The organism is Saccharomonospora sp. NB11, from assembly GCF_015910535.1.
Classification (GTDB): Bacteria; Actinomycetota; Actinomycetes; order Mycobacteriales; family Pseudonocardiaceae; genus Saccharomonospora.
This window is the reverse complement of sequence record NZ_JACBJG010000001.1, coordinates 393,221-412,343: the sequence shown is the minus strand read 5'-3', so window position 1 is coordinate 412,343 and position 19,123 is coordinate 393,221. Positions and strand designations below refer to the sequence as shown.

Genomic DNA, 19,123 nt, shown 5'->3' with positions numbered 1-19,123 from the left:
TCAGCCGTAGAAGTCGCCGATGCGGCGCCCGCCGACGTCGTGCACCGGGATGTCGAGGTCGAACACGGTGCGGAGCACGTCGGTGGTCATGACGTCGGCGACGCCGCCGTGCGCGACCACCGCCCCGTCCCGCATGGCGACGACGCGGTCGGAGTACCGGGCCGCGAAGTTGATGTCGTGCACCACGAGCACCACGGTCTTGCCGTAGTCGTCGGCCATCCGTCGCAGGCGGCGCATGATCTGCACCGAGTGCCGCATGTCGAGGTTGTTCAGCGGCTCGTCGAGCAACACGTAGTCGGTGCTCTGGCACAGCACCATCGCGATGTGGGCGCGTTGCCGTTGCCCGCCCGAGAGAGTGTCCAGGGGGCGGTCGGCGAACTCGGTGAGCTCGAAGTAGCCGACGGCGTCGTCGATGACGTCGTGGTCGGTCGGGCCCAGCCGACCTCCCGAGTGAGGGAACCGTCCGAACGCGACCAGTTCACGAACGGTGAGCCGCACAGCGGTGTGGTTCTCCTGGCGTAGCACGGCGAGGCGCTTGGCGAGGTCCTCCGTGGGCGTGGTGGCGACGTCCAGACCGGCCACCGTGATGGTCCCCGCGTCGGGCTTCGACAGGCGACTCATGAGCGACAGCAGGGTCGACTTGCCCGCGCCGTTGGCGCCGACGACGGACGTGACACCACCGGAGGGGATGGTCAGTGACACGTCGTCGACGACGGTCGTGTCGCCGTACCGCTTGGTGACTCCGTCGAGTTGGATCATCGTCGTGTGGACTCCCGGACGAGCAGGGCGATGAAGTACAGACCACCGCCGAAGTTGACGACCACGCTGAGGGCGGTGTCGGTGCCGAGCACGCGCTCCAGCACAAGCTGACCCACCGTCAGCGTGGCCACGGCAAGCAGCGAGGCGGCGGGAACGACGACGGCGTGCCGGAACGTGCGGGTCAGTTGCCGCGCGAGGTTCGCCACGAGCACGCCGAGGAAGGCGACGGGACCGACGAGTGCGGTGGACACCGAGACCAACACCGCGACGATCATCAGGCTGCGGTTGACCACCGACCGGTGGTCGACCCCCAACCCGATCGCCGTGTCCCGGCCGAGCGACACGACGTCGAGCCTGCGGAACAGCCGGGTGCCGAGCCCGCACAGCACCACGAGCACGACCGTGGAGAAGGCCAGCAGGCTCTCGTCGACGGAGTTGAAGCTCGCGAAGAGGCTGTCCTGCAGTGTCACGAAGTCGTTGGGATTGATCAGCCGTGAGGCCAGCGACGACAGACTGGAGAACAGCGTCCCGAAGATGACGCCGACGAGGACGAGCAGGTAGAGGTCGCGGCCGTCGCGGTCGAACAGCCAGCGGTGCAGGGCGAGGGCGAACACGATCATCACGCCCGCCTGGAGCACGAACAGCGCACGCGGGTCGGCGCTGCTCAACGTCATCGCCCCGGCGAAGTACACGATCAGCGTCTGGACGAGCACGAACAACGAGTCGAACCCCATGATCTGCGGGGTGAGGATGCGGTTGTTCGTGACGGTCTGGAACAGCACGCTGGAGTAGCCGACGGCCACGCCGACCACCGTCATGGCGAGGACCCGGCGCAGGCGGATGCGCAACGCGTACTCGAGGTTGCCGGTGAGCCCGACGACGCAGAACGCCACCGCCGCGGCCAGGGCCACGGCCAGGAGGATGCCGAGGACGCGGCGTTGCCGGCGTACGTCTCGGGTGTGAGCGACGGTCATGCGACTCTCCTGCGGGAGCGCAGCACCAGGTACACGAAGAGCGCGCCGCCGACGACGCCCGCGATGGTCTCGACGGGGATCTCGTACGGATGGCGCACGGTCCGGCCGACGACGTCGCAGCACAGCACGAAGAACGCTCCGGCGAGCGCGGTGACCGGCAGGACGCGCCGCAGGTTGTCGCCGAGCACCAGAGTGACGAGGTTCGGCACGACGAGGCCGAGGAACGGGATGTTGCCCACCGTCACCACGACGACGGCGGTGATGACCGAGACCAGCACGAGCCCCGTGGTGACCACGCGGTCGTAGCGGACGCCGAGGTTCACCGCGAAGTCGCGGCCGAGTCCGGCGAGGGTGAAGCGGTCGGCGAACAGGTACGTCAACACGGCGGCCGCACCGGTGAGCCACAACAGCTCGTACCGTCCTTTGAGGACGGCCGAGAACTCCCCGCTCGTCCACGCCGCGAGCGTCTGCAACAGGTCGGCACGGTAGGCGAAGAACGTGGTGAGCGCGGAGATCACGCCGCCGAACATGATGCCCACGAGCGGCACCACGATGATGTCGGCGAAGGTCAACCGCCGTAGCAGTGCCAAGAACAGCGCCGTCCCGAGCAGGGCGAACCCGGTCGCGACCGCCATCTTCACGCCGACGGCCTCCGCGCCGAAGAACACGGTGGCGACGAGAACCCCCAGCGAGGCCGACTCCGCGGTACCCGCCGTCGACGGCGTGACGAACCGGTTGCGGGTCAGGCTCATCATCACCAGGCCCGCGACGCTCAATGCCGAACCGGCCAGCAGAATCGCGGCCAGCCGGGGCAGTCTCGACTCCCACAGCACCGTGAGCTGTCGTTCGTCGCCCGCGAGCAGACCCGCGGGAGTCAGTTCGGTGACGCCGACGAACAGCGAGCCGAAGGCCGCCGCTGCGAGCAGCGCCAGTGCGAGCGCGACGTGGCGGCGGCGGACCGGGCCGACTCGCCCGCTCCGCCGCGCCCGGTCGGCCGGGGTGGTCGACGTGGTCACGCCACGCTGTCCCCGACGGCCTCGACCATCGACTCCAGCGAGGACAAGCCGTTGGAGGTCAGGTACCACTGAGTCGGGTCGAGGTGGACGATGCCGCCCGACCTGGCGGCGGTGGTTCCGTTCACGAGCGCGTTGTCGAGCACCTGCTTCGCCGACTGACCGGCCTCGCCGATGGCGGAGTCCCGGTCGATCACGAACAGCAGGTCTGGGTCGGCGTCGGCGATGAACTCCGCCGAGATCGCATCGCCGTGGGTCTCGGCGGACAGCCCGGCCACGGCGGGCCGCACCCCGAGGTCGTCGTAGACGATGCCGAACCGGGAGCCGGGGCCGTACGCGCTCATCTTGCCGCCCGTGGTGAGGACGACGAGTCCGGTCTTGTCGGCGCCCGACGAGGCGATCTCGTCGGCGCGCGCGGCCAGTGCGGAAAGCCGGTCCTGCACCGCGTCCTCCTTGCCGAACAGCGAGCCGAGCGTCTCGATGCGCTCGGTCGCGCCGGCGAGGAAGTCCGTGGTGTCGACGGTGAGGTCGACCGTGGGAGCGATCTCGGACAGCTCGCCGTAGGCGGGCGCAGACCGGCCCGCCACGATGACGAGATCCGGTTCGAGTGCGTTGACCTGCTCGAAGTCGGGTTCCTTCAAGCTGCCGACCTTCGTGTAGTCGTCGGAGCCGTACTCGGCGAGGTGCTCCGGCAGGTTCGCGACCTGCGGAACGCCCACCACGCCCTCGACGCCGAGTTCGTCGAGAGTCTCCAGCACGCCGAGGTCGAGGACGACGATGCGCTCCGGTGGTCCGTCGAGCGACGTCGTGCCCTGGGCGTGCTCCACGGTGATCGCGCCCTCGCCCGGCTCGGCGTCGGTCGCGCCACCGCAGGCGGTGAGCAGTCCGACCAGCCCGGCGAGCAGCGCCACGAACGCTCCTCCGCGGTGACTTCCACGCATCTTTTGCTCCTACTAAAGATCAAATATTCAAGATAGGTGAGCCTAACTTAAGTCGAAAGCGGGCAATTGGGGAGTGATGTGGGTCGCAAAGTGAGCGAGGCCCCAGCGGGATGGGTACCGGAGTGAGGGGGTGTCGCGGCCCGCGTCGGTGGGGTGCGCGCCCCAATGTCGCAGTTGAACGCAGGGTGGTCCGGCGGCGGCGTGTCGGCGGCGAGATCGGGCGGTCGGAGACCCCCTTGCTTGCACTCTCATGGGGAGAGTGCTAAACACGGAATTGGCACTCGGCACCGTCGAGTGCTAGGTGGCAGGTCGACGACCGCCGCCTGAAGGTCGGGACGGTGAGGCCATGTTCGGCGATACCGAACTGGTCGTCCGTCGCGGGCACCGAGCCTGGCCGAGGACGTGTCCTGACTACCGGAGGACCACACCGAAATGGCCAAACTGATTGCGTTCGACGAGGACGCCCGCCGCGGTCTTGAGCGCGGTCTCAACACCCTCGCCGAAGCCGTCAAGGTGACGCTCGGCCCCCGTGGCCGCAACGTCGTGCTCGAGAAGAAGTGGGGCGCGCCGACGATCACCAACGACGGTGTCTCGATCGCGAAGGAGATCGAGCTCGAGGACCCGTGGGAGAAGATCGGGGCCGAACTCGTCAAGGAAGTCGCCAAGAAGACCGACGACGTCGCCGGTGACGGCACCACCACCGCCACGGTGCTCGCCCAGGCGCTCGTCAAGGAGGGTCTGCGCAACGTCGCCGCCGGCGCCGACCCGATCGCGCTGAAGCGTGGTATCGAGCAGGCCGTCGAGGCTGTCACCGAGCAGCTGCACAAGATGGCCAAGGAGGTCGAGACCAAGGAGCAGATCGCGGCCACCGCGTCGATCTCCGCGGCCGACAAGACCATCGGTGAGCTGATCGCCGAGGCGCTCGACAAGGTCGGCAAGGAAGGCGTCGTCACCGTCGAGGAGTCGAACACCTTCGGGCTGGAGCTGGAGCTCACCGAGGGTATGCGCTTCGACAAGGGCTACATCTCCGGCTACTTCGCCACCGACGCCGAGCGGCAGGAAGCGGTCCTGGAGGACCCGTACATCCTGCTGTACGGCTCGAAGATCTCGAACGTCAAGGACCTGCTCCCGGTGCTGGAGAAGGTCATGCAGGCCGGCAAGCCGCTGCTGATCATCGCCGAGGACGTCGAGGGCGAGGCTCTGGCCACCCTGGTCGTCAACAAGATCCGTGGCACCTTCAAGTCCGTCGCCGTCAAGGCTCCGGGCTTCGGTGACCGCCGCAAGGCGATGCTGCAGGACATGGCCATCCTCACGGGCGGCCAGGTCATCAGCGAGGACGTGGGCCTCAAGCTGGAGAACGCCGACATCTCGCTGCTGGGCCAGGCCCGCAAGGTGGTCGTCACCAAGGACGAGACCACCATCGTCGAGGGTGCCGGTGACGCGGAGCAGATCCAGGGCCGCGTCAACCAGATCCGCGCCGAGATCGAGAACAGCGACTCCGACTACGACCGCGAGAAGCTGCAGGAGCGCCTGGCCAAGCTCGCCGGTGGTGTCGCGGTCATCAAGGCCGGCGCTGCCACCGAGGTGGAGCTGAAGGAGCGCAAGCACCGCATCGAGGACGCGGTGCGCAACGCCAAGGCCGCCGTCGAGGAGGGCATCGTCGCCGGTGGTGGCGTCGCGCTGCTCCAGGCGTCCAAGGCCGCGTTCGAGAGCCTCCAGCTCTCGGGCGACGAGGCGACCGGCGCCAACATCGTGAAGGTGGCCGTCGAGAGCCCGCTGAAGCAGATCGCTGTGAACGCCGGCCTCGAGGGCGGCGTCGTGGCGGAGAAGGTCAAGACCCTGCCGCAGGGCCACGGCCTGAACGCCGCCAGCGGCGAGTACGAGGACCTGGTGGCCGCGGGCGTCATCGACCCCGCCAAGGTCACGCGGTCCGCGCTGCAGAACGCCGCCTCCATCGCCGCGCTGTTCCTGACCACGGAGGCCGTGGTCGCGGACAAGCCGGAGAAGGAGAAGGCTGCCGACCCCACCGGTGGCATGGGCGGCATGGAAGGCATGATGTGATTCCAGCCCCATAGGCGCGGAGAAGCCCGGTCCCCGAAAGGGAACCGGGCTTTTCCGTGTCCGCGCCTGGCGTCGGCGTGTCCGCAGCGGGCGTCAGCGTGTCCGCATCTCCCGGCGGTGTGTCCGCAGCGGGTGTCGGCGTGTTCGCACCTGCCGTCGGCGCCTCCGTACCTCCCGTACGTGCGTCCGCACTTCCTGCACGCGTGCCCCGCAGTCCTCGCGCGCGTGTTCTCACCCGCCGTCCGCATTCCCGTGCCCGGCGGCCGCATGTCCGCGCTTCCGTCACGGCACATGAGGTCGTTGGCGTACGCGAGGCATCGTTCGAAGCTGCGCTGAGTAAGTCACGCTGCGCTGACCAGGTGATGCTGCGCTGAGTAGGCGCGGTCTCATGATCGAGTGCACGTCTGGATCTTTCGCGACGCTAACGATCTGAATACCGTCCGTGTCGACATCCGTACCAGGAGGTTGACATGGGTAGAGAGGGCAGATCGAGTCGATCGCGGAGACGTGGCGCGGCGACCGCGGTGGCGGGGCTGGCTGCGGCGATGCTCGCCACGACACTCGTCCACACTGCGTCGGCGCAACCGACGTCCGCCGGTGGGGTCGCCGCGGAAAGCAGCGCCGACGCGGTGTCCCTGTTGCGCGTCCCGACGCCGGACGAGGCCGACGTCGACCGGTTGGTCGCGGCGGGCGCCGACATCGCTCCCGTGCCGGGCGACGGCTACGTGGAGGTCTACGCGCACGGCGCCGACGACCGCGAACGGCTCCGTGAGGCCGGGTTCGACTACGACGTCGTGATCAGCGACCTCGCCGCGCACACCCGCGCCGTGCTCGCCGAGGACGCCGCCGAGGCACGCACGCTCGCCGCGTCGCCCCTGCCGAGTGGTCGCAACACCTACCGCACGTACGCCGACTACGGCACCGACATGGCGGACCTCGCGGCCGCGCGCCCCGACCTGGTCGAGCCGATCACGCTCCCGCACCGGTCGTTGCTGGGCAAGGAGGTCCGGGGCCTGGAGATCGCGCACGACGTCGAGGCGGACGACGGCAGACCGGTCTTCCTCCTCGTCGGCACGCACCACGCGCGGGAGTGGCCCACCGCCGAGGTGGTCATGGAGTTCGCCATGGACCTCGTGCACGGCGACGGCCGCGACGAGCGCATCACCGACCTGTTGGAGCGCGCGCGGATCATCGTGGTGCCGATCGTCAACGTCGACGGCTTCGACATCTCGCGGAGTTACCTGCACGAGTACAAGCGCAAGAACTGCCGACTCGTCGACGGCAGCGACGACGTCTCGCCCGGCGAGTGCGCCGACGCCGACAGCGCCGACCTCGGTGTGGACCTCAACCGCAACTACGGCGGCAACTGGGGTGGCAAGGGTGCGAGCGTGAATCCCGCGAGTGGGACCTACCGGGGTGCCGCGCCGTTCTCCGAACCGGAAGTGCGCAACGTCCGCGACCTCGTGTCGAGCCGTCAGGTGACCTCGCTGCAGAGCGTCCACAACTACGGCGGCCTGGTGCTCCGTCCGCCGCAGCAGTCCGACACGCCGCTCACCGCCGACGAGGCGTTGTACGCGGAGATCGGGGACGCGTTGGCGGACGCGACCGGGTACCGCAGCATCCCCTTCTACCAGCTGTACGACACCAGCGGGTCCACCGGTGAATGGAGCTACTTCACCCCGGGCGGGTTCGGTTTCGAGTTCGAGCTTGAGGGCAGCAACTTCCACGTCGGCTACCAGGAGGCGGTCGTCGACCAGTACCTGGGTATCGGGACGCAGGAGCACGCGAACGGCGGTGTGCGCGAGGCGCTCTTGCGGCAGTTCGAGGCGGCGGCGAACCGCGATTACCACGCTGTGCTGGAGGTGTCGGCGCCCCGAGGCGCTCGGTTGTCCGTGGAGAAGACGTTCACCCAGCAGACGGCTCCGGTGCAGGAGCCTGGCGGTGGTGTCGGGGAGCCCATTCCGTTCACCAGCACGTTGACGTCGCAGCTCACGGCACCGGGCGGGGTCGTCGAGTGGAGTGTCAATCCGTCGGTGCGGCCGGATCGGGACGGCGGCACGATCACCGAGAGCTGGACGGTGCGGTGTGAGCGTGCGCGCGGCAACGCGTGGCAGGAGACGCAGGTGACCGTCGCCCGGGGCGAGCGGGTGGCCGTGGACCTGTCGCGCTGCGCAGGCGGTGCGAGGCCGTAAGGGGCGGGCGTACCCGACCTGCGGACAAAGGTACCCGGACTGCCGACATGAGTACGGGGACTGCGGACACGAGTGCGGGGACTGCGGACACGCGTGCGCAGCTCGCGGACACGCCGGTGGGGGAGCTGCTCCTCGGCGTGTCCGCGGTTCTCGTACGGGTGTTGGGACTTCGCGGCGCTTGCGGTTCCTCACGCGGTCGTTTCGGTCGCCCGTTCGGGTGGGTAGCCGATCGGCGTACCCCAAGGAAGGAGTGATGAGCGTGGCGGACACACTCATCGGTCGTCGAGTCGCGTTCCTGGCCGCACCCGAAGGGACGGAACAGGTCGAGCTGACCGAGCCGTGGAAGGCCATCGAGAACGCCGGTGGCAGGCCCGAACTGATCTCCACGACGTCCGGGAGGATCCAGGCGTTCAATCACCTGGACAAGGCCGACACCTTCGAGGTCGACTACACCGTGGCCGAGGCGTCGGCGGCCGACTACGACGGCCTCGTGCTGCCAGGCGGGGTCGCCAATCCCGACCTGCTCCGCACGGACGAGAAGGCCGTGAGCTTCGTCCGCGACTTCTTCACCCAGCACAAGCCGGTGGCGGTGATCTGTCACGGGCCGTGGACCCTGATCGAGGCCGACGTGGTCCGGGGCCGCCGGATGACGTCGTGGCCGAGCCTGCAGACGGACCTGCGCAACGCGGGCGCTGAGTGGGTCGACGAGGAGGTCGTGGTCGACAACGGACTGGTGTCCAGCCGCAAGCCGGCCGACCTCCCCGCGTTCTGCTCGAAGTTGGTGGAGGAGATCGCGGAGGGCAAGCACTCGAAGCAGGCCGCCGAGGTCTGAGTCGACGACGCTAGGCGCCCGGAGACAGGTGGGGCAGGCCGAGTTCGTCGGCCAGCGCCATCGCGTCGCCGGGCGCTTTCACTGTGACGTCGTTGTCGAAGTACACGTAGACGTCGAGGCCGTCGGCATGCCACCGGCGGATCGTGCGGGCCCACGCGCGAAGTGCCTCGTCGCTGTAGCCACTGGCGTACAGCTCGACGTCGCCGTGGAGGCGGACGTAGACGAAGTCCGAGGTCACGTCGTCCAGGTACGGCCATGTGCCCGCGGTGTCGGCGACGACGAGCGCCACGTCGTGGGCTCGGAGCAGGCCGGGAACCGCCGGGTCGGTGAAGCTGGGGTGCCGCACCTCCAGGGCATGACGGATCGGCCGGTCGTGCTCGACGGCGGTGTGTGGCTCGAACGTCACCTTGTCGTCGTGCCGTCGGGCCAGCTCCGCCGCCTCGGTCGTGCTGCGGGGGAGCAGGTCGAAGAACGCCGTGAGCCGCTCGGCGTCGAACGCCAACCGGGGTGGGAGCTGCCAGAGAATCGGGCCGAGTTTGTCGTCGAGTGCGAGCACCCCGGAGGCGAAGAAGTTCGCCAGCGCCGTCTCGACGCCCCGGAGCTGCTTCAGGTGCGTGATGAAGCGCCCGCCCTTGACCGCGAAGCGGAAGTCGGGAGGTGTGGCGTCCCGCCAGCGTCGGTACCGCTCGGGCCGTTGCAGGGAGTAGAAGGAGCCGTTGATCTCGACGCTGTTCACTCGCCGGGACAGGTATTCGAGTTCACGCCGTTGCGGCAGGCCCTCGGGGTAGAAGACTCCCCGCCAGCCGGGGTAGATCCAGCCCGAGGTCCCGACGCGGATCTCGGCGGTGCGCTCGGCTCCGGTCGACAGCGGTCACCTCACAGCGGTCGCAGCAGGTCGTCGGCGTCGACGATCCGGTAGGCGTAGCCCTGCTCGGCGAGGAACCGTTGCCGGTGGGCGGCGTAGTCGGTGTCCACGGTGTCGCGGGAGACGACGGAGTAGAAGTGGGCCTGCCGGCCGTCGCCCTTGGGGCGCAACAGCCTGCCGAGCCGCTGCGCCTCCTCCTGACGGGAGCCGAACGTGCCCGACATCTGGATGGCCACCGACGCCTCGGGCAGGTCGATGGAGAAGTTCGCGACCTTCGACACCACCAGCTTGTCGATCTCGCCTTTGCGGAAGGCGTCGAACAGCGCCTCGCGCTCCTTGTTCTTCGTCGACCCCTGCACCACCGGGGCGTTCAGTTCGACGCCGAGTTCCTCCAGCTGGTCGAGGTAGGCGCCGATCACCAGAGTCGGTTCCCCCGCGTGGCGTTCGACGATCGACTTCACCACACCGATCTTGGTGTGGGCGGTGGAGGCGAGCCGGTAGCGTTCGTCGGCCTCCGCGGTGGCGTAGGTGAGGCGTTCGGACTCGGTGAGGGTGACCCGGACCTCGACGCACTCGGCGGGTGCGATCCAGCCCTGCGCCTCGATGTCGCGCCACGGGACGTCGTAGCGCTTCGGGCCGATGAGCGAGAACACGTCGCCCTCCCGGCCGTCCTCGCGCACCAGGGTCGCGGTGAGGCCGAGCCGCCGCCGTGACTGCAGGTCGGCGGTCATCCGGAACACCGGTGCGGGCAGCAGGTGCACCTCGTCGTAGATGACGAGCCCCCAGTCCCGCGAGTCGAACAGCTCCAGGTGCTTGTACTCACCCTTGGTCTTGCGGGTGATGACCTGGTAAGTGGCGATGGTGACGGGGCGAATTTCCTTCTTCTCGCCGGAGTACTCGCCGATCTCGTCCTCGGTGAGCGAGGTGCGCTCCACCAGTTCGCGCTTCCACTGCCTGCCGGCCACGGTGTTGGTGACGAGAATCAGCGTCGTGGCCTTGGCCTGCGCCATGGCCGCCGCGCCGACCAGCGTCTTGCCCGCGCCGCAGGGGAGCACGACGACACCCGAGCCGCCCGCCCAGAACGTGTCGGCGGCCTGCCGTTGGTAGTCGCGCAGCGACCAGCCGTTCTCCTCCAGGGAGATCGGGTGGGACTCGCCGTCGACGTACCCGGCGAGGTCCTCGGCGGGCCAGCCGACCTTCAGCAGAGCCTGCTTCAACCTGCCCCGCTCCGACGGGTGGACCACGACGGTGTCGGGGTCGATCCGCGCGCCGAGCATGGGGCTGATCTTCTTGTGGCGCAGGATCTCCTCCAGCACCGCGCGGTCGGTCGTGGTCATCACGAGGCCGTGCGCCGGGTGGTTCTGGATCTGCAGCCGCCCGAACCGGCCCATGGTGTCGACGACGTCGATCAGCAACGGCTGCGGCACGGGGAAGCGGGAGTACGTGGTGAGGGCGTCGACGACCTGCTCGGCGTCGTGCCCCGCGGCGCGGGCGTTCCAGAGCGCCAGCGGAGTGATGCGGTACGTGTGGACGTGCTCGGGCGCGCGTTCGAGTTCGGCGAAGGGCGCGATGGCGATGCGTGCGTCGTCCGCGAGGTCGTGGTCGACCTCCAGCAGCACCGTCTTGTCCGACTGGACGATCAGGGGGCCATCAGTCACGCCCTCCTTTATACGTGGCTCGGCTCAGGGAAGTTCCTCCTTCGGGACGAGGGCCCCCACATCGAGTCGTTTCGGAAGCTGGCCGGAGCTGTGCATGAGGTCGGCCACCCGTTGCAGTCGTTCGGCGTGCACGACCTGCGGATACGTGCCCAGTGACACCAACGACGCCGTCACGCCGTCGACATCGGTGAGCCGGGGCAGCGCCCTGCGGACGGCTCCGTCGTCGGCACCCTCCTGCTGGGCCTCGGCGAGGAGACCGCGGAACAGGGACAGGGTGTTCGGGTTCGCGGTACCGAACGCCTCGGTGGTGGCGTAGGCCGACATGGGGAAGTCCGCGGTGGCTCCGTGCGCGCAGTGGGCGAGCACACGAGCGCCGTACGTCTTCTGCGCCGAGGTGAGATGGGGTTCCGTCAGCCACGCCGCGTCCACGTGCCCGTCCCGCAATGCGTCGATCATTCCGTCGAACGGAATCACCTCGAAAGTGATCGACTCCGGATCGACTCCCGCCGCGCCGAGAACGGAACGGGTCGTGAGCGCGCCGATGCCGTTCGGCTCGGGAACCGCGATTCGAGGAGCGGGAAGCAGACTCGGCTCGGTATAGGGCGAATCGGGCAGTGTCACGAGTGCCATGGAACCGGTTCCCGCGACGTACGCCTCACCCTGGAGAGTGATCTTCGTGCCTTCCGCGGCGGCGTGGAAAAGCGTGACGTCACTGGCGAACGTCACGTCGACCTCGTGGTCGAGCAATGCCTCGATCGGGTCGTCGTCGCCGAGTTCGACCAGTTCCACGGTCAGGCCACCGCGCTGGAACAAACCGTCCGACACGCCCAGCCGTAGCGGTGCGGTCTCCACGGCGTTGCCCACGCCCACCAGGAGGCGCTCCTTTTCCGGTACGGGTCGACTCGGCGCGTCCGTTTCACCGAACAGTGAGCAGGAACCGAGCAGCAGAACAGCGCCGAGGACGAAAAGCACGCGCCGGTGAGTTCGCACGGCCGCCTCCATGATCGAAAGGAATACTCCCGACAATGGTGGAGCTTAGAGCGATCGAGGCAATACCATGCGTCGGCAACCCTTCCCCGTCCATGGGCGTCCCATGGAATGTGAGAGGGCCCGGTTACTCTCCATGAGCATTCGAAGCGGACCGCCTGACTCGCGGACGACTGAAGGAAACCCAGGTGACTCGTCGCAGTGAACGTCCACGCCAGGACGGTGCGGCGATCGTGCGAGGGGCGGGTGGCCGGTGGCGAGTCCGCAACTGGCGGCTCCGCACCAAGCTCGTCGCGATCCTGCTGATTCCCGCCGTCGCGGTGTTGGTGTTGGTGGCGTTGCGGGCCACCGACGACCTCGACAGGGCGGCGACCTTCAGCGAGGGGGCCGAGCGCATCCGCGTGGAGACCACCGTCGCCGAGGTGGTGCACCAGTTGCAGCGGGAGCGCGACCTCGCGGTGCGCCATGTCGCCGATGGTCGCCGTGGTGAGTTGGACGAGCTGCGGGACCAACGCGACAAGGTCGACGCCGCGGTCGGCGAGTTCGAGCGCACGCTGGCCGCGTCGGCACACGCCCTGTCGCCCGACACATCCTCGCTGTTCCAACGCATCAGCCACGAGCTCGGGACGTTGACCGGGCTGAGGTACGCGAGCGAGAACACGGCGCTGCCGTCGGACGCGGTGCTCCGCTCGTACAGCGAGTTGATCTCGAACGTGCTCGGGGCGGGCGAGGTGTTCGTCTCCGACGCCGTCGACCGGGAACTCGCGGGAAGTCGGCTGGTGGCCAACGCGTTGGCGCGGGTCAAGGACCAGTTGTCGATCCGGCGCGCCGTGGTGGCGCAGGCGCTCGCGCAGGGCACCCTGACCAAGGACGTCGAGCGCGCACTCGTGGCGGCGGAGGCACAGTTGGCCTCGGCGAAGGAGGACTTCACCACCTTCGCCACGCCGCGTCAGCAGCGCCTGTACGACGACACGGTCATCGGACTCGTGGTCGACCTCGGCAACGGCATCGTGGAGTCGGTGCTCACCAGGGCCGAGAACGGCGGCGACCTGGCGGGCCTGTCGGCCGACGAGTGGGACCGCGCCTCCACCTACACGGTCAACCTCGTCAAGCGCGTGCAGGAGCAGTTGCTGCAGGAGTTGCAGGAGCGTTCCGACGCGCTGGCCGCGGACGCGCGCAGCTCGGCGGGGACGGACGCCGGGGTGGTGCTGGGTGCGCTGTTGTTCGGGGCGATCCTGGCCGTGGTGGTCGCGCGGTCGCTTCTGGGGCCGCTCAAGGCGTTGCGCCGCAGTGCGCTCGACGTGGCGCACAACAAGCTGCCCGCCGCGGTGGACGACATCCTCACCGAGGAGCATCCGACGCCTGAGCACACGTACACGCGGGCGGTGGAACCCGTGCCCGTCCACACGCTCGACGAACTCGGCGAGGTGGCCCGGGCGTTCGACGCCGTGCACGGTGAGGCCGTTCGGCTCGCCGGTCAGCAGGCCATGCTGCGCGAGAACGTCAACTCCATGTTCGTGAACCTGTCGCGGCGCAGTCAGGACCTCGTGGAGCGGCAGCTCGTGGTTCTCGACCGCATGGAGGAGCACGAGCAGGACCCCGAGATCCTCGGTGGACTCTACGAACTCGACCACCTCGCCACGCGGATGCGGCGCAACAGCGAGAACCTGCTCGTGTTGGCGGGCGAGGACGGCGGTCGGCCGCTGCCGGGTTCGGTCCCCGCGTCGGAGATCATCGGCGCCGCATTGTCCGAAGTGGAGCATTACCAGCGGATTTCGGTGGAGACGCCGCCGATGCTGTCCGTGCGGGGCGACGTGGCGTCGGACCTCATCCACGTCATCGCGGAGCTGTTCGAGAACGCCACCGCCTACTCGCCGGAACGGGAACTCGTCACGGTGGCGAGCACGGTGACGCGGGAGCGGGAGTGGCGGATCGAAATCACCGACCGGGGCGCGGGGATGCCGGAGATGGAGATCCGGAGGGCGAACAAGCGGCTCGCCGATCCGCCCGACGTGGACGTCGAGGTGTCGCGCCGCATGGGGCTCTACGTGGTCGGCAGGCTCTCGCGGCGCCACCGCATCGAGGTGCGGCTCGCGTCGGCGGAACCGCGTGGGCTCACGGCGACGGTGGTCGTGCCCTCGGAGTTCGTCGAGCCCGACAATCCCGAGTCCATCGAGCTGCCGGCGCCGTCGGCCGCGCTGTCGGAGGCGCCACTGCCTCCGCTCGCGACACCCGAACCCGACGACGTGGCCGATCCGGAGCCGCCCGACCGGGCCGTCGAGCCCGTCGAACCGGAGGAACCCGCGCCTCGCGATGATCGGTCGGCCGACGAGTGGACCTTCGAGGACGACCGGCTGGTCGGCGCCGTCGTGTTCGAACAGCAGGAATTGCCCGACCTCACGCCCCGCCGCACCACGGTGGAGCTGGGCGCTCAGCCGGCGTGGCCCACGGAGGACGACGACGAGCGGCATCCGCCCGCACTGGAGGAAGAGGTTCCCACCGACCGGTTGCCCGCCTACCAGGCCGTGCTGTCGCAGTGGTTCCCCGACACGGGAGGTCCGGCCGCCGACGAGGTCCAGTGGCCGGGGGAGCGGTCCGGCGAGCTGGGCGACGACGAGACGGACCTCGAACGCACCGACCCCACCGTGATGGTCTCGGGAACGATCGCCTCGGCGTTGGCCGACGACACCGGCTCAGAGCCGTCCGGACCTCGCCACGGCGTCGTCGATCGGCGTGGCGAACGCCCGCCGCCCGTGAACCGGTCGCCGGAGGCGGTGCGGGCGCGCATGGCGAGTCTGCAACGTGGTGTCCGACGAGGACGACACGCGGGTGGCGACTGACCCGGCCGGGTCGGTCACCACCCGCGTGGTGGTCAGTCCTTGACGGCGTCCGCCGTCTCCTTGACCCCGCCGTTGAGCAACCGGGCCACCTCGGCCCGCATCGACACGAACTCGGCGGACTCCCGGGTCTTGATCTGGTCCCGCTCGGCGGGGAGGTCGACCGTCAGGTCGGCCACCACCGTGGCGGGCGACTTCGACAGCACGAGCACCCGGTCACCCAGGTACACGCTCTCGTCGATGTCGTGAGTGACCAGCAGGACGGTGCTGCCGTTCGCCGACTGCACCTTCCTGAGCAGATCCTCCAACTCGAAGCGGGTCTGCGCATCCACCGAGGCGAACGGCTCGTCCATCAGCAACAGCGCGGGACGCCTCGCCAGTGCCCTGGCGATCGACACCCGTTGCTGCATGCCGCCGGAGAGCTGCCACGGGTACTTGTTCCCCACCCCGGGGAGGTTGACCCACTCCAGGGCCTCCTCGGCCCTGCTGCGCCGCTCGGCCTTGCCGATGTTGCTCCAGCGCAGCGGGAACTCCACGTTCTGCCGCACCGTCAACCACGGGAACAGCGACCGGCTGTAGTCCTGGAACACCACGGCCAGGTCCTCCGGAACGCCGTCCACCCGGTCACCGTGCAGCGACACCTCGCCGCCCGAGGGCTTGATCAGCCCCGAGATGCAGCGCAGCATCGTCGACTTGCCGCAGCCCGACGGTCCCACGATGCACGCGAGTTCCCCGGTCTCCACGGTGAACGTCAGGTCGTTCACCGCGAGGTGCGCGCCGTCACCGCCGCCGTAGCGGTGGTACAGGCCGGACACCTCCAGCATTGTTGCCATGTCACGCTCCCGTCGTCTTGGCGTCCGCGGTACCCCGCGTGGGCTGCCAGGACAGCACCCGGCGTTCCACGGCCAGCAGCAACGCGTTGAGTCCGTAACCCAAGATCCCGAGCAGCACGATCCACGCCCACATCGTGGTGAACTCGTAGCTCTGCTGCGCGTAGATCAGTTGGAAACCGATTCCGCTGGTGACCCCGACCATCTCGGAGATCACCATGAGGATCAGCGCGAGGGAGAGGCTCAGCCGCATCCCCGCGAAGATCTTCGGCATGGCCGCGGGCAGCACGACCATGGTGACCCAGTAGTGCCGCGGGGTCCGGAACGACCGTGCGGTCTCCTGCTGCAGCGGATTCACCGACCGCACGCCGTCCACCGTGTTCAGGATGATCGGCCAGATCGACCCGAACACGATCGTCACGATCTTCATGGTGTTGTCGATGCCGAACAGCACCAGGAAAACCGGAATCAGCGCCGGTGGCGGAACCGCACGCATGAACGACAGCAGCGGCCCCGTGTAGTCGAGTGCCTTCTGCGACCGGCCCAACGCCGTGCCGACGGCGACACCGAGCACCACGGCGATCGCCCAGCTCCCGAAGACCCTGCCCAGGCTGGGCAGGACGTCGTCGAACACCGTGTCGGCGAGGAACAGCGAACCGGCCGGACCGGAGAAGAACACCTCGACGGCCTGGGACAGGATCTCCGTCGGCGGTGGGAAGAACGGACTCTCCCCGGCCGACGCGGCCAACTCCCAGACCACCACGAGCGCCAGGACGAGCGACCACTTCAACAGGAAGGACTTGAGGGCATCCACGGTCCTGCTCATGCCGCCTCCTGTGTCTTGCGGGACACCCGCACCCGGTCGGCGGCCACGAACAGCGGGCGATGGTGGTTCGTCGCCGCCTCCTGTGTCTTGCGGGACACCCGCACCCGGTCGGCGGCCACGAACAGCGGGCGATGGTGGTTCGTCGCCGCCTCCTGTGTCTTGCGGGACACCCTCCCCGCAGCGGCCTTGTCAGCCTGCCGCAGCGTGGGCCCAACCCGGTCGGCGGCCACGAGCGGGATTCGATGGTCGCTCATGCCACCTCCGCCGTGGTCGCCTTGTGCCACCGGAACAGCTTCCCGCTCAGCCTCTCCAGCCCCTCGTTGGCGAGGTAGCCGATGAGGCCCGCGACCACGGTCCCGGCCAGCACGATGTCCGTTCTGCCCGCGCCGTAAGCCGCTTCGAGAATGACGCTGCCTATGCCGACGTTCGCTCCCGCGATGAACTCCGTACTGACGATCACGATCAGTCCCACCGACGCCGAGATCCGCAATCCCGTGAACACGAACGGAGCCGCGTGCGGCAGGGCGACGGAGGTGAGGATGCCCGCCTTCGAGACACCGCACGAGCGGGCGGTGTCGATGAGCAGCGGGTCGATCTCGTCGAAGGCGTAGATCGTGTTGTAGAGGATCGGCCACAACGCGGCGTACACCGCGAGCGTGATCTTCGCCTCAGGCCCGCCGCCGATCGACACGAGGACGAGCGGGATCAGCGCCACCGACGGGATCGGTCGCAGGAACTCGACGAGCGCTCGCGTCGCGAGGCGGACGCGGGGGAAGTTGCCGAGAATCAGCCCCAGCGGGATGCCGATCACCGCGGCGATGCCCAGGGCCAGCGCCCACGCGAGCACGGTGGCGATGGTGTGGCGCAGGAATTCCTCCTGGCCCAGCAGCTCCACGATCCGCGAGAGCACCACCGTCGCGGGTGGGACGTCTTCCTCCATGACCAGGCCGAGCCTGACCACCAGTTCCCAGAGACCCAGGAAGGCGATCAGGCCGGCGAGGTTTCGTACCAGGGGGCGCACGTCAGGTGGTGCTTGGGGTGACGAGCATCGGCTTGATGTCGAACTTCTTCTTCAACAATCCGAATTCGACCATCAGGTCGGGGACCCGCTGCAGTCGGGACGCGTCGAGGCCGGCGTGGAAGTTCGGCAGGTTGACCAGCGACGCCGTGGTGGCGTCGATGCCCGCCGTCTCCTGGATGACCGGCTCGATCACCTCGCGGTTCTGCGTGTCCTCCGTCGCGCGCTCCATCGCGCGCTGGAAGGCGGCCACGGTCTTCGGGTTCTTCTCGACGAACTCGGCCAGCGCACCGTAACCGGCGAGCGGGAAGTCCTCCGTCGGACCGGTGGCGACGTCGCCGATCGGCGTGACGCCGTGCTCCTCGGCGCCGATCGTCAGGAACGGTTCCACGACCAGACCGGCGTCCACACGGCCCTTCGCCACCGCCGAGGCGATGTCGGGGAAGGAGGTCTGGACGAATTCGACGTTCTCGGGGTCGAGGCCGTTCGACTTCATCGCCGACATGACGAGCGTGTCGGAGATGGTCTTGACCGCCGACACCGCGACCCGCTTGCCTTCCAGGTCCTCGATCGACTTGACCGAGCCGCCCTTCTTCGCGATCAGAACGAAGGTGTCGGGAGCGGCCGAAACCGCGTCGGCGACGATCTTCAGCTCGGCGGCGCCACCCGTGTGAGCCAGAAGGAACGGCACGTAGCTCGACTGCACGATGTCGGCGTCCCCGCCGATCATCTTCTGCGTCGCAGCCTGACCACTGGCGGCGACCTCGATCTTGACGTTGAGGCCTTCCTCCTTGAAGTAACCCTTCTCCTGCGCGATGTAGAGGGGAGCGACGTCGATGGAGGGCAGGTGGGCGACGGTGATTGTGGACTTTTCGACGGAGCCGTTGCCGCCCTGCGGCTCGGAGGTGTCCTCCTCGCCGCTCAACAATCCGCATCCGCTCGTGGAGACGAGAAGACCCGCAGTCACCACGGCTGCGGCCAGCCGCCGTGGTCTGGACTTCTTTCTCGTCGGGGTGCCGTGTCGAAGCAAAGCCACTCCTCAGTGAGGTTCGTACCCAGTTTTGGTGTGCTGACCGAGCGCGAAGCCCTCCCGCAGTCGCTCAGTGAGCCAGGGTCACTGTAGAGATTCGGCGCGCCACTCACAATGCGTACGTGTTCGGAATCCGTCGGTGGTCTTGGTCCACTCGTTCGGATGCTCGCCGTTGTGGTGTAATTAACTTTGGGTTAGTCAGGTGGCGCAGTTGTGGACTTCCGGCGAGAGGTACACGCTCCGTGAAGTCCCGCGAAGACCAACTCTGGTGGGCTTACATCTTCGGAAGGTCTTCGCTAC

16 protein-coding genes are annotated in these 19,123 nt (G+C 68.5%); 4 read left to right on the top strand and 12 right to left on the bottom strand.

The features are described from left to right. The 4 genes from JAV51_RS01910 to JAV51_RS01895 are packed head-to-tail and all read right to left on the bottom strand — an operon-like array spanning position 1 to position 3,657. Positions 1–759, bottom strand: coding sequence for an ABC transporter ATP-binding protein (locus JAV51_RS01910; protein ID WP_197318823.1), 759 nt, complete (start codon positions 757–759; stop codon positions 1–3). After that, the gene (locus tag JAV51_RS01905) at positions 756–1,733 is read right to left on the bottom strand and encodes an iron chelate uptake ABC transporter family permease subunit (protein WP_197318822.1); all 978 of its coding nucleotides are present in this window, start codon (positions 1,731–1,733) and stop codon (positions 756–758) included. Before JAV51_RS01905 ends, JAV51_RS01910 begins: the two co-directional genes overlap by 4 nt. Beyond that, a complete protein-coding gene (locus JAV51_RS01900; protein ID WP_197318821.1) occupies positions 1,730–2,749 on the bottom strand; it encodes an ABC transporter permease in 1,020 nt (339 codons plus the stop codon). Before JAV51_RS01900 ends, JAV51_RS01905 begins: the two co-directional genes overlap by 4 nt. Beyond that, a complete protein-coding gene (locus JAV51_RS01895; RefSeq protein WP_374058962.1) occupies positions 2,746–3,657 on the bottom strand; it encodes a siderophore ABC transporter substrate-binding protein in 912 nt (303 codons plus the stop codon). Before JAV51_RS01895 ends, JAV51_RS01900 begins: the two co-directional genes overlap by 4 nt. A 462-nt stretch (positions 3,658–4,119) precedes the next feature. Between JAV51_RS01895 and groL the strand changes: the two genes are divergently transcribed. The 3 genes from groL (at position 4,120) to JAV51_RS01880 (ending at position 8,772) form a co-directional block, all read left to right on the top strand. Further along, positions 4,120–5,748 carry a chaperonin GroEL gene (gene groL, locus JAV51_RS01890; protein WP_197318819.1) on the top strand — a complete coding sequence of 543 codons (1,629 nt, stop codon included), beginning with the start codon at positions 4,120–4,122 and terminating at the stop codon, positions 5,746–5,748. 470 nt (positions 5,749–6,218) lie between these two features. Continuing rightward, entirely contained in the window at positions 6,219–7,940 is a 1,722-nt protein-coding gene (locus JAV51_RS01885) for a M14 family zinc carboxypeptidase (RefSeq protein WP_197318818.1), read from the top strand. Between the two features lie 253 nt (positions 7,941–8,193). Beyond that, a complete protein-coding gene (locus JAV51_RS01880) occupies positions 8,194–8,772 on the top strand; it encodes a type 1 glutamine amidotransferase domain-containing protein (protein ID WP_197318817.1) in 579 nt (192 codons plus the stop codon). 10 nt (positions 8,773–8,782) lie between these two features. On the opposite strand, the gene JAV51_RS01875 is transcribed toward JAV51_RS01880, so the two are convergent. The 3 genes from JAV51_RS01875 to JAV51_RS01865 are packed head-to-tail and all read right to left on the bottom strand — an operon-like array spanning position 8,783 to position 12,285. Continuing rightward, the gene (locus JAV51_RS01875; RefSeq protein WP_307845713.1) at positions 8,783–9,610 is read right to left on the bottom strand and encodes a DUF72 domain-containing protein; all 828 of its coding nucleotides are present in this window, start codon (positions 9,608–9,610) and stop codon (positions 8,783–8,785) included. Positions 9,611–9,648: 38 nt separating this feature from the next. Further along, positions 9,649–11,295: a DNA repair helicase XPB gene (locus JAV51_RS01870; RefSeq protein ID WP_197318816.1), complete on the bottom strand. Its 1,647-nt coding sequence runs from the start codon at positions 11,293–11,295 to the stop codon at positions 9,649–9,651. 24 nt (positions 11,296–11,319) lie between these two features. Then, positions 11,320–12,285 (bottom strand): ABC transporter substrate-binding protein, encoded by a 966-nt coding sequence (locus JAV51_RS01865; RefSeq protein WP_197318815.1) that lies wholly within the window; start codon positions 12,283–12,285, stop codon positions 11,320–11,322. Between the two features lie 185 nt (positions 12,286–12,470). Between JAV51_RS01865 and JAV51_RS01860 the strand changes: the two genes are divergently transcribed. Then, positions 12,471–15,122: a nitrate- and nitrite sensing domain-containing protein gene (locus JAV51_RS01860; RefSeq protein ID WP_197318814.1), complete on the top strand. Its 2,652-nt coding sequence runs from the start codon at positions 12,471–12,473 to the stop codon at positions 15,120–15,122. 32 nt (positions 15,123–15,154) lie between these two features. Here the strand turns inward: JAV51_RS01860 and JAV51_RS01855 are convergent, their stop codons facing one another. The 5 genes from JAV51_RS01855 to JAV51_RS01835 are packed head-to-tail and all read right to left on the bottom strand — an operon-like array spanning position 15,155 to position 18,823. Then, positions 15,155–15,952: an ABC transporter ATP-binding protein gene (locus tag JAV51_RS01855; RefSeq protein ID WP_197318813.1), complete on the bottom strand. Its 798-nt coding sequence runs from the start codon at positions 15,950–15,952 to the stop codon at positions 15,155–15,157. A gap of 1 nt (position 15,953) precedes the next feature. Continuing rightward, on the bottom strand, positions 15,954–16,775 hold the full coding sequence (locus tag JAV51_RS01850; protein WP_197318812.1) for an ABC transporter permease: 822 nt from the start codon (positions 16,773–16,775) through the stop codon (positions 15,954–15,956). Further along, entirely contained in the window at positions 16,772–17,029 is a 258-nt protein-coding gene (locus tag JAV51_RS01845; protein WP_197318811.1) for a hypothetical protein, read from the bottom strand. The genes JAV51_RS01850 and JAV51_RS01845 overlap by 4 nt, the downstream gene beginning before the upstream one ends. Further along, positions 17,026–17,796, bottom strand: coding sequence for an ABC transporter permease (locus JAV51_RS01840; RefSeq protein ID WP_197318810.1), 771 nt, complete (start codon positions 17,794–17,796; stop codon positions 17,026–17,028). The genes JAV51_RS01845 and JAV51_RS01840 overlap by 4 nt, the downstream gene beginning before the upstream one ends. A 1-nt stretch (position 17,797) precedes the next feature. Next, positions 17,798–18,823: an ABC transporter substrate-binding protein gene (locus JAV51_RS01835; protein ID WP_197318809.1), complete on the bottom strand. Its 1,026-nt coding sequence runs from the start codon at positions 18,821–18,823 to the stop codon at positions 17,798–17,800. Positions 18,824–19,123 lie beyond the last annotated feature (300 nt).